The organism is Acidobacteriaceae bacterium, from assembly GCA_035944135.1.
Lineage (GTDB): Bacteria > Acidobacteriota > Terriglobia > Terriglobales > Acidobacteriaceae > Granulicella.
Window position 1 is genome coordinate 81,689 of record DASZBM010000006.1, and the last position, 12,899, is coordinate 94,587.

8 protein-coding genes and 1 tRNA gene are annotated in these 12,899 nt (G+C 61.6%); 1 reads left to right on the top strand and 8 read right to left on the bottom strand.

Features of this window, described 5'->3' with window-relative positions:
* Positions 1 to 14: 14 nt before the first annotated feature.
* Positions 15 to 1,676, top strand: a complete 1,662-nt coding sequence (locus tag VGU25_11510; protein HEV2577827.1) for a ribonuclease J — start codon at positions 15 to 17, stop codon at positions 1,674 to 1,676.
* A gap of 10 nt (positions 1,677 to 1,686) precedes the next feature.
* On the opposite strand, the gene VGU25_11515 is transcribed toward VGU25_11510, so the two are convergent.
* The 8 genes from VGU25_11515 to VGU25_11550 form a co-directional block, all read right to left on the bottom strand.
* Positions 1,687 to 2,241 carry a DUF2059 domain-containing protein gene (locus VGU25_11515; GenBank protein ID HEV2577828.1) on the bottom strand — a complete coding sequence of 185 codons (555 nt, stop codon included), beginning with the start codon at positions 2,239 to 2,241 and terminating at the stop codon, positions 1,687 to 1,689.
* Between the two features lie 26 nt (positions 2,242 to 2,267).
* The gene (locus tag VGU25_11520) at positions 2,268 to 4,523 is read right to left on the bottom strand and encodes an oligopeptide transporter, OPT family (GenBank protein ID HEV2577829.1); all 2,256 of its coding nucleotides are present in this window, start codon (positions 4,521 to 4,523) and stop codon (positions 2,268 to 2,270) included.
* A 130-nt stretch (positions 4,524 to 4,653) separates the two neighbouring features.
* Positions 4,654 to 5,562: a tetratricopeptide repeat protein gene (locus VGU25_11525; protein ID HEV2577830.1), complete on the bottom strand. Its 909-nt coding sequence runs from the start codon at positions 5,560 to 5,562 to the stop codon at positions 4,654 to 4,656.
* A 184-nt stretch (positions 5,563 to 5,746) separates the two neighbouring features.
* Complete coding sequence (locus VGU25_11530; protein HEV2577831.1) at positions 5,747 to 7,198, bottom strand: hypothetical protein; 1,452 nt, start codon at positions 7,196 to 7,198, stop codon at positions 5,747 to 5,749.
* Positions 7,195 to 8,397, bottom strand: a complete 1,203-nt coding sequence (locus VGU25_11535) for a glycosyltransferase family 2 protein (GenBank protein ID HEV2577832.1) — start codon at positions 8,395 to 8,397, stop codon at positions 7,195 to 7,197. The genes VGU25_11530 and VGU25_11535 overlap by 4 nt, the downstream gene beginning before the upstream one ends.
* Positions 8,398 to 8,590: 193 nt before the next feature.
* Positions 8,591 to 8,666: transfer RNA gene (locus VGU25_11540), tRNA-Thr, on the bottom strand.
* Positions 8,667 to 9,286: 620 nt separating this feature from the next.
* Entirely contained in the window at positions 9,287 to 10,393 is a 1,107-nt protein-coding gene (locus VGU25_11545; protein HEV2577833.1) for a DUF6599 family protein, read from the bottom strand.
* An 83-nt stretch (positions 10,394 to 10,476) separates the two neighbouring features.
* Positions 10,477 to 12,756 (bottom strand): N-acetylmuramoyl-L-alanine amidase, encoded by a 2,280-nt coding sequence (locus tag VGU25_11550; protein ID HEV2577834.1) that lies wholly within the window; start codon positions 12,754 to 12,756, stop codon positions 10,477 to 10,479.
* Positions 12,757 to 12,899: the final 143 nt, after the last annotated feature.

A 12,899-nucleotide genomic window follows, 5' to 3' on the forward strand; every position in this document is an offset into this window, starting at 1 on the left:
TAAACTGAAGATTCATGGCTTCAGACAAGCTGCAAATCATCCCCCTTGGCGGGCTCGGCGAGTTCGGTATGAACTGCCTCGCTCTCCGTTTCGGTGACGACATCATCGTCATCGACGCCGGCCTCATGTTCCCCGAAGAAGAGCTCCTCGGCGTCGACATCGTCGTCCCCGACATCAGCTATCTCGTCGAAAATCGCGCGCTCGTTCGCGGCATCGTGCTCACCCACGGGCACGAGGACCATATAGGCGGCCTGCCCTGGATTCTCTCCGAGCTGAACGTACCCGTCCACGGCACCGAATTCACTCTGGCCTACGTCGAAGGCAAACTCGACGAGCATCGCCTGCTCGATGATGCCGAGCTCATCGAGATGCTTCCCGGCCGTCGCTTCAACCTCGGCGTCTTCACCATTATGCCGATCCGCGTCACGCACTCGCTCGTCGACTGCGTTTCGCTCGCCATCCATACCCCGGCCGGCATCGTGCTCCACACCGGCGACTTCAAAATCGATCTCTCTTCGCCCGACGGCCACCCTTTCGACCTGCAGGCCTTCGCCGACCTCGGCAAGCAGAACGTGCTCTGTCTTCTGCAGGACTCCACCAACGTCGACCGCCCCGGCTTCACGCCCGGCGAGCGCGCCGTCCGGCCTCGCCTCGACGACATCTTCGGAGCCACGCGCAAGAAGCTCTTCTTCTCCTGCTTCTCGTCATCGATTCATCGCATTCGCATCGCGATGGAGCTCGCCGACAAGCACAACCGTAAGGTCGCGCTCATCGGCCGTTCCATCGACAACTCTTCTGAAATCGCGCAGGACCTCGGCTATCTCGACCCGCCACAGGGTCTGCTCATCCATCCGGGACAGATCAAGGAGTACCCCGATCACGAACTTTGCATCCTGATCTCGGGGACGCAGGGTGAGCCCATGAGCTCGCTCTCACGCGCTGCCGTAGACAATCACAAGTTCGCGAAGATCGATGCAGGCGACACGGTCATCCTCAGCTCGCGCATCATCCCCGGCAACGAGAAGGCCATCTATCGCGTCATCGACCACCTCGAGCGCCGCGATGCCCGCGTCATCCATGACGACGGCACCAACGGTTTGATCCACGTCTCCGGCCATGGCTCCCAGGAAGAGCTGCGCATGATGATCAACCTCGTGCGGCCGAAGTTCTTCGTGCCCATCCACGGCGACTACCGTCACCTGAAGCGGCACGCCGAGCTCGCCGCCGCGACCGGCATCCCCGAAAAGATCCTCCTGCTAGAAGACGGCGACGTTCTTGAACTCGATCGCGATGGCGCCGAGAAAACCGGAAAGATCACCACCGGTCGGATCTGCATCGATAACAACTCCACCGCCGACGTCGTCGAAGACACGGTCATTCGCGATCGCAAGCAACTCGGCGGCGACGGCCTCTTTCTCCCCATCATCGCGATCAACAAGCGGACCGGCCAGGTCGAAGGCATGCCTGAAATCTCCACCCGCGGTTTCGCCGCCGATGATCCCGAGCTGCTTCGCAACGCTCGCGACATCGTCGCGCGCACGCTGGAGCAATCCAGCGAAGAAGAACGCCGCGACTATGGCGTTATGAAGGACAAGATCCGCGGCGACCTGAAGCGCTTCATCCAGAAGAACGCCAACCGCCGGCCGCTCATCATGCCCATCATCCTGGAGCTTTAAATTTGACTTGCTACGGTCCGTTCTTCGCCGGCGGTGCCGTCTGCGCGGGCGTCGGCTTTGCAGTCGTCGCCGCCATCTGCTTCATAAAGTCCTGGATCATCTGATTGAACTCAGGCTGCACTTCGCGCATTCTCTGCTGCGTTAGCTCGGTGCTCTTCGTCATCAGCTCCGGCGTCTTTTCCAGCATCTTCTGCCCCACCGGTGATTTGTAGAAGGCGATAATCCCGTCCAGGTCTTCTTCTGTATACGTCGTCGCGTAGAGGTTGATGAAGTCTGGCTCCAACGCCTTCCATCCCAGCCGCTTGTTCACCAGGTCCAGCACGCGCTGCTGAAAATCGGCGACAAGCTTCTTCTGCTCTGGCGTTGCCTGGTCAGCGCCCGGCATAGATTGCGTCATGGTCTGAACCTGCTGCATCACGCTCTTCGTCAGCTGGTCCATTAGCTGATCCATGTGAAGCAGAGTAAAGAGCTCCTCGGCTTTGGCGCGCTTGCTCGCCTCATCCGCTCTCGCGCCGCTGGATGCGACGAACAACACCATCAGCAGTACAACAACAATTCGCCTCATCTCAGCCTCCAATTACGCGGTAAACCCTACTTCTCACGCTCAACCTCTTCCAGCACCGCCTCGCCCGCCAGCGGCTTGCGCGCGAAGTAGTACAAGCTGAAGCCGAGCAGGCCAAAACAGATCACGCTCACCACGTCATGGTGTAGGAAATTATCCGGCGAGAAGTGCGGAAACGTCTTATCGAACGCCTGGAAAGCCACCCCAACCAGCCCCATAATGCCGCCCGACGCGATCAGCCCCGACGCAAACAGGCTTCCCGGCGACACCTCGCTCTCCGCCTCGGTCACCGGCGCGCGGCCGGCCCGCTGAACCGCCAGGTCCGCCAACCACCGCACGAAGCCGCCGCAAAAGATTGCCAGAGTAGTCCCAATCGACAGATAGGCACCCACGGCAAAGGTCAGCGATCGCACGCCCAGCAGCTCCACTCCAATAACCAGAGCGACGCCAAGAAGTACCAACCCCCATGGCAGTTTGCGGCTCAAAATTCCATTGATAACCGTCGCCATCAGCCGTCCTTGCGGCGCCGCGGCCTTCTCGCTGCCGATGCCTTGGGTCCACTGCACCTCGACCTTCTGCGTAGCCGGGTTGTAGAGATATTTGCCGTCTTCGAGCACCGGCGACCCAATCGCGTTCAGCAGGACATAGCTCCGCGGATTCGCCAGATCGCCCACAACAGGTGCGCTGGAAGATGCACTCGCGCGCAGCTTCACCTCATCGCGAGTGAAATAGCCCTGCTGCTGCACACCCTCAGGAAGCGCGCTGAGTGTAAGTTGCTTGGGTTGCGGGATGCGGCTGAAGCTCTCAAATCCCTTGTTCACGAGGTTCAGCGTCACACCGATCACCAGCGTCGACACAATGACCCCGATCATCACCGCGAGCTGCTGCTTCCACGGCGTCGCCCCGATCAGGAACCCGGTCTTCAGATCCTGCGATGTGTCGCCCGCATTCGAGGCCGCGATGCACACGACACCTCCAATTGTGATCGCCAGCGCGCCAAACGCCGGTGCCGTCCATCCTTTCACCAGGAAAATTGCTGCCGTTGCCATCAGCGTGGCGATCGTCATTCCGCTTACAGGACTAGCACTGGAGCCGACGATGCCCACGATGCGCGCACTCACGGTGACGAACAGGAACCCGAAGATCACCACCAGGATTGCAGCGGCAAAGTTTGCCGCTGCGCTCACCTGCGCTCCCGGAACAGGACGAAAGACCAGGAACGCGAACATCAGCAGAACCAGCAAAATGCTGCCCCCGATTACGACGCTCATCGGCAGATCGTGTTCGACGCGCGACCTCCTCGGCACATCCGCGTTCTTTTCAACGCCGGGCTTCGCTCTGATCTGAGCCAGACCCGCCGTGAACGCGCTGATGATTGTCGGCGCCGTCCGCAGCAGCGTAATCAGGCCGCTCGCCGCAACGGCACCCGCGCCCATAGGTCGCACGTATGTGCGCCACAGTGCGCTCGGGTCCATCATGCTGATCGGCACCGTGCCCGGGTAGAGCGGCGTCGTCATGTGCTTGCCGAAGAACACAATCGTCGGCATCAACACCAGCCAGGAGAAAACACCGCCGGCAAGCATGATGGCCGACACGCGGATACCGATGATATAGCCGACGCCCAGATACTCCGGCGTGACATCCGCGCGGAGCGATGCGCCCTTCATCAACTGCTGGCCGTTCGGGTCGAAGTTGAAGTCCTTCTTCGGCGTAGCCGGAAAGAGCGCGGTCAGGCCTTCGTTCTGGAATAGCGCATAGAGCGCACCAAACCCAAGGCCTAGAAAGACTCGGCTCGCGAATGATCCGCCGCGCTCGCCAGCGGTCAATACCTCGGCGCACGCCGTGCCCTCCGGATAGGTGAGCGCCCCGTGCTCTTCGACAATTAGCTGGCGCCGCAGCGGGATCATAAACAACACGCCCAGCCAGCCGCCGAAGAGCGCCAGAGCAAAGATGCGAAAGCCCTCAAGGTCAAAGCCGAGGAAGACCAGCGCCGGCAGGGTGAAGATTACGCCCGACGCAATCGACTGACCCGCATTCCCCGTGGTCTGGACGATGTTGTTTTCAAGGATTGACGCGCGGCCAAACACCCGCAAAATCGAGATCGACAGCACTGAAATCGGAATCGAAGCCGCAACCGTGAGGCCCGCCTTCAGCCCTACGTACACCGTCACGGCACCGAAGATGATCCCGAAGATCGCCCCCAGGATCAGCGCCCGCGCCGAAAGCTCTCTTGGGCTCTCCTCGGCAGACACAAAGGGGCGGAAGGTCGTGGTGGTGGTTGCCATCAGGCGTCATCTCCTCAGTCAGTAAGTCAGCTATCAAGTCAAAGGCTGCACCGGAGTGTACCAGCGCAGCCTCTTCGAACGCTTTCGCGTCTTCCCTCTTCTATTTCCCCACCTGCCGTCGCCCTTGCGCCTACCGCATCGTGCGCGCGTGTCTGCTCACGATTACCAGCCGCTCATTGGCCAGAATGCGCTTAGCCTGAGTCTTCGCATGGCTCGCCCACGGGCCGCTCGGGTCAAGCTGAATGTACCGCGTCCAGTGGCGCAGGGCCCGCCGCGGCTCCTGCATGCGCTCATAGGCGAGCGCCAGATTGTAGTGCGCATCCGCGTACTGCGGAACCAGCCTCAATGCCCGCTCATACGCTGCAATCGCATCCGGCAGCCGCTGCAGCTCATCCAGAACATTCCCCAGGTCGAAGAACGCCAGCGCATACTCCGGGTCGGCCTCCGTCGCCCGCCGATACAACGCCTCCGCGCTGTAAAAATCTCGCTCGTTATAGCGGATCGTCCCCAGATTGATAGCCGCCGCGGCATGGTGGGGCTGAATCTCGAGGATCTCGCCGTAGAGCTCCTTCGCCTCGGCCAGCGTCGCCGAATTCTCCTCCAGCCGCACCGCGCGCAGGAACATCTCCTGCACCTCAGCCGTGACCGAGTTTGCATCCGCCCCATAACGGCAAGCACGCCGGACCACTGCCAGCCCAGCCCTCGGAGTCAGTTCAAAATCGAACGCCATCTGACGCGTCATCGGATCCACCAGCGCCCCGCCCTGCCGGAACGCCAGCCGCGACCCACGCGGCACCACCGCCAGCTCCAGCAGCGGATTACTCAGTCCCGCGACCTTCTGCATGGCATCCACCGACTGCCGGATGCTCTTTACGGAAATCCTGGTTTCGGCCAGCTTTCGAAGCTTCCGGAGCTGGACGAGCTCGTCGAACGAATAGTGTTCCGAGGCGGAGATCAAACCCGCCCGCTCCCATGCATTCAACTGTCGATGAGGGAGGCGAAGGATGCGCAGAACGTCTTCTCGGCGGTACTGGCTCACGGCTCGTCTCTCGGTTCCGGAGCGGCCGCCCCACGCGACCGGCTCTGCTCCAGAGTATGCGGTGCCCACCCGTCGGCATCAAGCAGAGAATGCCTAAGACGTATCTTTTCAGTGGATAACTGGAATCAAATCAGGTTCAGCGCCGTCCATACAGCCAAACCAGGCCTCAGTCGCCGCCCCGGTCTCACCTGGGCAGGTAAATCGTGGCTCCCTCATGCTCCAGCACCGGCTTGTAGTTCTGGTTGATCGCCGCCGCGATCGCCGGATCGAACCGATCCGAAAAGGCGTCGTCATCCTGCAAATTGTCCAATTGCACCGCACCATAGCGATGCTCTCGCAACGCGTCCAGCATCACGCTGTCATCCAACTTATGGAATTTGATCAACCGCGTCGCGTTGAACGGATCGTAGTCATACGGTTTGCCGGCAAAGTAACACCTCAGCAGACTCTCGCACAGCGCAGGGCCGTTCTGCGCCGACAAAAGCGCAACATCCGCATCGAAGTACCGCTGGTCTGCAATGGTCTCGCGCAACCTTCCCACCGGATTCCACGTATTCCCCACGATCAGCGGAATCACCATCCACGCCAGAACAGCCACAGGAGCAAACCGCCGTACCCTCGGTCCCGCCCATCCCCAATCGCCCCGCCAGATGCGCAGCAGCGCAATCCCCGTCAGCATCGCCGTAGCCAGAATCGCCGTGAACTGAGCGTTCACCGACACTCCCGTTCCTCCGCCGAAGACCATCCCTAACACTAGACCCGCCGCGAGCAGGAACGCGAGCACCCGAACCCGCACATCCGCTCTCTCCCGTACCGCCGCATAGACAGCCAGCGCCAAAGGCAGCAGCAGCGGGCCAAAGACAGATCCCATCTGCTCCAGCCCCTTCACCGCTGAAAAGGTACGCGGCGCGGCGAGCTGCAAGAAGAACCCTGGCCCGCCGTACTGGACATTCAGCCAGACCGCCGGCGCCACAAACGCAGCTCCCCAGGCGCAAAACCACACCGCCTTGCGCCACGAAAGCAGCAGAAGATCCAGCACGACCGCAACCGGAAAGCCCAGAGGATCGTGCTTGATATTGCCGGCAATCACAAAAATCGCGGCCACGCCAGCCAGAGCTACAAGGTTCTTACGCCCGGCCACATAAAGCAGCAACCCCGCCATGAACACAGCAAGCGCCAGCATCTCCGGGTCGGCCTGCCCAACATAAAAGTCCGCCAAGCCGCAGAAGATCGCAATCGTGTAAGCGCCGGTGATCCATCCCGCACGTCCGGATCCCGCAATCCTTCGCACGATCAACCCGGCCAGAACACCGCACGCCAGCGTCGCCAGTAAACTCAGCACTCTCGCCGTGAACAGGTAATCGTGCGTCAGCCGGTGAAGCCACGCGACAATCGCGAACGACAGCATCGGATAGTTCACCGTCGTCCATCCATAAGCCGCTGGATAGAGCATCTGGTGGTGCGCCACCGCGCTCGCGTTATAGACGTTCCAGCCTTCGTTGTACGTAATTTCTACGCGATAGAACGCCCGCACCATCGGCAGCATCGCTGCGAATGCGGCGACTGCAAGGTAGCCCCACACAGTCCACCGCGCCAGAGCCTCATCACTGTGGGCATCGGCAAGCTGTCGGTTCAACGATAGGGCTCCAAATCAGCCGCCAATGGCTCAACAGCGGCTTGCATCACCGCAGTCCGGCGTGGCGTCTGCCACGTAAACAGGCTCGTCACCGAATAGTTCCAGACCGCGCTGAGCAGCGTCCCCAGCATTCCCGCCGCATACCACGGCAATCCACCGGCATACAGCGATCGCGCGACAATCACATTGGCCCACGCACCAAACGAGCAGGCCACGCAAAACGATGCCAGGCCCGTCAGCCATCGCAACCCGCGCAGGCTGCGATCGCGATAGGTAATCAGGTTATTCAGGAAGAAGTTCTCAATCATCGCGACGGTCGCCGCGATCGCCTGCGCCGCAATGAAGTGCAGGTGGAAGCCGTACAGCATTATTGCCAAAACAGCCAGATGGGTCGCCAGCCCGATCGCTCCCACCAGAGCAAACGCCGCAAACCGCACCGGCAGCAGCCCGCCCATCAGCTTGCTGATAACGAGCAGCAGATACTCCACGCCGGTGTGGACGCACAGCTTGCTCTCCCCGCGCGTCCGCCTGCGAAACTCATACCCCATCTCCGCCAGCCGTACCGGCCGCGGGCTCGACGCCAGCATGTCGACCAGTATCTTGAACCCGTTGCCCTGGAGATGTCGCACAACCTTGAGAAAGAAACCCCGCCGCACCAGGAAGAATCCGCTCATCGGATCGCTCAGCTCGCAGCGGCAAACCGCCCGGCTCACCCACTGCCCCACCTTGCTCAGGAGAACCCGATGCGCGGGAAACTCGCCCATGCTGCCGCCATCCGAGTTCCGGGTCCCTATAACGACATCCAGCGAGTCCTCTCGGAGTTGCTCCAGCATGCGCGGCAGCAGCGCCTCGTCATGCTGCATGTCCGCGTCCATCACGGCAACGCATTCCGCCGAGGTCGCCATGATGCCCTCAATGCACGCCGAAGACAACCCTCGCCGGCCTATCCGGTGCAGCAGTCGCACCCGCCGGTCTCGCGACGTCCACTGCCGCACCACCTCCGCCGTCTCGTCCGGGGAGTCGTCATCCACGAAGATCAGCTCCCAGGAGAGCCCCGCGAGCGCAATCCCCAATCTCCGGATGAACTCAGCAATGTTTTCCCGCTCCTGATAGGTCGGCACCACCACAGCCAGATCGAGCGCGTTTCCGGTTTCTTCGATAGATTCTTCCGCTGGGCCTACACCCACAGCTGTCTTCAACTGGTCGCCTCACTGGCCGAAATCGAGAAGCAGTTATTCGCATAGACGTGATTCTTCGGGCCGAGTTCCGGCCTGCGACCAAATTATGTCGGCAGGAGTACACACTCCTGCTCCGCCCAGCGTCCGCCAGGTCAGCAAGCTTCCTCCGCGTGAGTTCGCGGATCGATTAGGAATGTGAGGGATGACAAAGAAGTGGAGCCGACGAACGGACTTGAACCGTTGACCTGCTGATTACGAATCAGCTGCTCTACCAACTGAGCTACGTCGGCTTACTCTCCTCATTCTAACGGCAAAGCGAGGAGACGCCAAACGTCGCAGCTCTCTTGCATTCTCGAAACTCTCGCGCGTTACTCCAGCTCGTCGCGCTCCATGCGACCGGCCAGCGCGACCAGTGCAAGCACAGCAATCATCACTACCGTGGTCATCCAAACCGCGATCGTAGGCATGGGCTTTATCCCTTCAGACTCTTCATGTTCTGAGCCAGCGTTGCCTTCTCACTATCGCGTCTGTCTTTGTCTGGACAAATCCCCCGCTGCAAGTTCCGGAGAATCTGCGCTGTTACGTCCTCTGCAACGAAAGGGGTACGACCTCAGGTCTCGCCAGTCTCACGAACCCACCTTGTTCGCAAACGCGGCTGAGTGAAACATCCTTAACGGCAAAAGGGCCGCCCGGCAACAGGGCGACCCTTTTTCTATGGGAGGCAGCTCCAACGGAGGCAAAGCCATCGGAACGCTCTGGTGCAAGAGTATGTTCGCCTCCGGGTGGTGTCAAGACACAATTCCCATAAATCGTAAACATAAGTTAACAAACGATTTATGGGCAATAATGGGTTTTTGCCGCTGTTTTACCCTGTGATTCCCTCAAAGCTCCTGCAATCGGCTTAGTTCGGTCAGGAATGGGCGTTGGGCCCTGGTGTCTCCCAATGAGGCACCGGGTTCTGCGTCGACAGATGCAGACTCAGAAACTCCGGTTCACTCGCTGCCGGCTTGCCCTGCATCACCCGAATCAACGCCCGCCCGCCACCAAGGAACAGCCCCAGTAGCACCGCGCTTGCCATCAGCACGCCCGATAAAATCGCAATGCTGGTCAGCAGGCTAAACGTCTTTTGCACCTCGGTTTGAAAGACAGGCGGCATGTACTGATCCACGGCAACGATCTGCTTCATGTGCACGTTCTCAAGCATCGCGCCCGCTTCATTGCCAGGGAGCGCGCCGGAGGCCACCATCACCAGCTCCTGGTCACGCCGCACTCTCGCGTTTGCAAAACTCGGCCCTAACCCCTTCACACCCGTTGAAAACTTCTTCTCAAACGCCTGCGCGATCTGCGGCGTTGGATAGATCACCATGGTGACCGTCTCGCGCCCATGCTTCTCGTCGTAGTTGGCCGTCACGGCCTCGGCGCTCTTGTCCCATCCCAACGCGTTCGCCGGCAGCACGCCGCCCTCGGCTGCATAGCTCTCCGGTCCCAGCGCATACCGTAACCCTGAAGGCACCAGATGCTCCGCCGGCACAAAGCTCGGCAACAACGGCGCCACGCCCGTACTTCCCGTCGCCTTGGGCAACACCTTCGCCAGCTGGCTCAGAGCCGACGCATCGGCCGCGCTCGCCGGCGACGCAAGCACCAGCGTATCGCCGATCGTAAACAGCACGACGCCGTCGCCCACCGCATCGGACGAACCGACCTCTTTCCCTACGCGCATCTCCGGCCGCTCCGCGAGCGTAAACGCGCTATAGGCGCCCGTGCGGTCGCCAAATTCAACCGCCTCCACACGCATCGTGCGCCCGGCACGTGTATAGGTGTTCACCTGCGACCGCAGCGGTCCCGCCTCCTGCAGCGCAGCCTTGTTGACCGTCGTGAGGGAAACCGTCCCCGGTTCTGAACTTCCGCCCTGCTGCCACCCGCCGAAGTTTTGCGGAAGCAACTGCACCGGCGGCTCTGTCAGCGTGACACCCTGCGCGCGAGCCTGCACCGCGCCCGCCGCAAGCGCACACGCCACCGCTCCAATTGCAATTCGTGTACCCGCGCCCATACAGGTTCAGACTACACCCGCAGGCGAAGTGTTAGCGAATCCAGTGACCATCAACGGCCTATCGCCGCCCGCTCCGTTGCGACCGGCTTCTTCACGCCGTTGATGGTCTTCGCATATCGCGCCACACCCGCGTAGAGGCTCTCCGCCACGCGCTCGCGATACTCCGGCCGGCGCAGCTCATCCGCGTCCGTCGGGTTCGTGACGAAGCTGATCTCCGCTAGGATCGACGGCATATTCGCGCCGATCAACACGACAAACGGCGCCTTCTTCACCCCGCGATTCTTCAGCCCCTCATTGACCTTGGCCAGCCCGCCGTACAGTGACGTGTCCACGTCCTCCGCCAACTCGCGCGACTCATCAATCTTGTCCTTGAGTGCGATCTTCTTCACCAGGTCGCTCAGCTCATGCACGCTCTGCGTCGACACTGCGTTCTCGCGGCTCGCCACCTGCATCGCCTCCGGATCGCTCGTGAAGTTCAGGTAGTAGACCTCCACCCCGCGCGCGCTCGCATCCTGCGAGCTGTTCGCATGCACGCTGATGAATAGATCCGCCTGCGCCTTGTTCGCAATCGCCGTCCGCGTTTCCAGCGGAATAAACGTGTCGTCCGCGCGCGTGTAAACAATCTCCGCGCCCAGGCGGTCGTGCAGCAGCTTGCCCAACCGCAACGCCACATCGAGCACTACATCTTTCTCCTCAATACCGCCCGCGCCCAGCGTGCCCGAGTCATGTCCGCCGTGCCCCGCATCAATCACAATCCGGCCGATCTTCAGCCCCAGCGCGCGCATCAGCGTCGCCTCGCCATCGGCCGTCGGAGGCGGCGGCTCAGCCGGTTCTCCGGTCACATGCGACTTGCTCCGTGAGCCTCTCGCCTTGGCACTCGTTCCTGCCGACCGCTCCGCAATCGGCTGCGACGTCGGCCTTCTCGTCGCCTCAATCTTCCCCGGCTGGTCGCTGACCGCCGCAACCTCTACGCCGTCGTCAGACGTCTTCGTTGCCACCGAATTCGGTACCGGCTTGGACGTCGTCGGCTTCGACGGGATGATCACCCGCGGCCGCGCCACCGCCTGCTTCGCCTCGCCAGCCGTCTCCCGCGAAGGCAAACCAAACCCCGCACTGCCATCCGTCACCGGCATCGGCGGCAGGCTCGACACCTCCGACCCACTGCCAGGAGCGGCATCACTCTTCGGCACCTCCGCAGTTGTTGGAGCTGCATCCGGCACCTTAGCAGCCGCGATCTCCTGATCTCTGATCTCTGATCCCTGATCTCTCGTCTTCCCGTGGATATCGATAATCAGCCGGTACGGATTCGGCAGCAGAAACGCCGAGTACTCGCCCACCTGGTGCACATCCAGCACCACCCGCGTCACATCACCCGAGAACTGCGCCGCCCGGATCCTCGTCAGAAATCCATCGTCCGTCACCGCAAAGCTCTTGCCTACCAACTGCTGCGCCAGCCGCGCATGATGCAGATCGAAGAAGATGCGGTCCGGATTCTCCACCCGCGCCGCCTGATACTCCACCGCATCTCCAAGATCAATCGCCACGCGCGTATAGCTCGGCGTCGACCAGTGCCGAATCCCGGTCACCGTCGCCATCCGCCCCGGCTTCACAACTGCCGCGTCAACCTTCGCACTCGCCGGATGCTCCGCATCAACCTCAACACCCGCGTCCGGCGTCTCACTCGCCTTCTCTACCGCATCCTCTTCGCTCTTCGCAGCCGCCGGCTTCCGATAGTGCTCAGCCGCCCCTGGCAAACTCGGAACTCCTGGCTCAACCGACGCCTCGTCCGATCTCTGATCTCTAATCTCTAATCTCTTCTTCGCCTCCCGCGCCTCCGCACTCCGCGGATACTCCCCCTCCAGCAGCCCGCGAACCTTCTTCGCCTCCGCCGCATCGTCCGCCGCATCAGGCCCGAGCAGATCCAGCGCATGGCCCAGCGCGCGCGGAGCCATCGATCCCACCGGATACGCCTTCGCCAAAAACTCGTACTGCCCTGCCGCATCGCGCAGAGCTTTCCGGTCGTTTAGTTCCTGCCCCTCTTCGGCCAGCAGCTCCGCGACCTGCTCCACCGCCCGAGCCGCATGCGCATCGCCCGGATTGCCGTGATAGATCGCGCGAAACGCATCCATCACATGCGCGTACTCAATCTTGGTGTGCGTTCCCTGCGGCTTCGCCTCGAACACCTGCCGCGCCAGCACCGCGCTATCCCACGCACTCGCTTCTGTCCGCGCCGCAAGCCCCGCATGCGCACTCAGCAATACACACGCGCTCGCGGCTGCGCACCTCCAGCCGCGGCCGCATCCCATCCCGCTCTGCCGAGACACACGCATAGCCACCCTCAGTTTAGGTTCGCAACGCCCACCTCACCTCGCGAATCAGCCGCAGGTATTCGCCCATGTACCTGTTACCAAGGTGCCGTGGAAAACTCCTTGCACCGGTCGCAACAGCCGCCCCTGACTCGCTGACTTGCTGA

Excerpts from the sequence above, each read along its gene's own strand:
- VGU25_11520 (HEV2577829.1), bottom strand. The coding sequence starts at position 4,523 with ATGGCAACCACCACCACGACCTTCCGCCCCTTTGTGTCTGCCGAGGAG.
- VGU25_11550 (HEV2577834.1), bottom strand. The coding sequence starts at position 12,756 with ATGCGTGTGTCTCGGCAGAGCGGGATGGGATGCGGCCGCGGCTGGAGG.
- VGU25_11510 (HEV2577827.1), top strand. The coding sequence starts at position 15 with ATGGCTTCAGACAAGCTGCAAATCATCCCCCTTGGCGGGCTCGGCGAG.
- VGU25_11515 (HEV2577828.1), bottom strand. The coding sequence starts at position 2,241 with ATGAGGCGAATTGTTGTTGTACTGCTGATGGTGTTGTTCGTCGCATCC.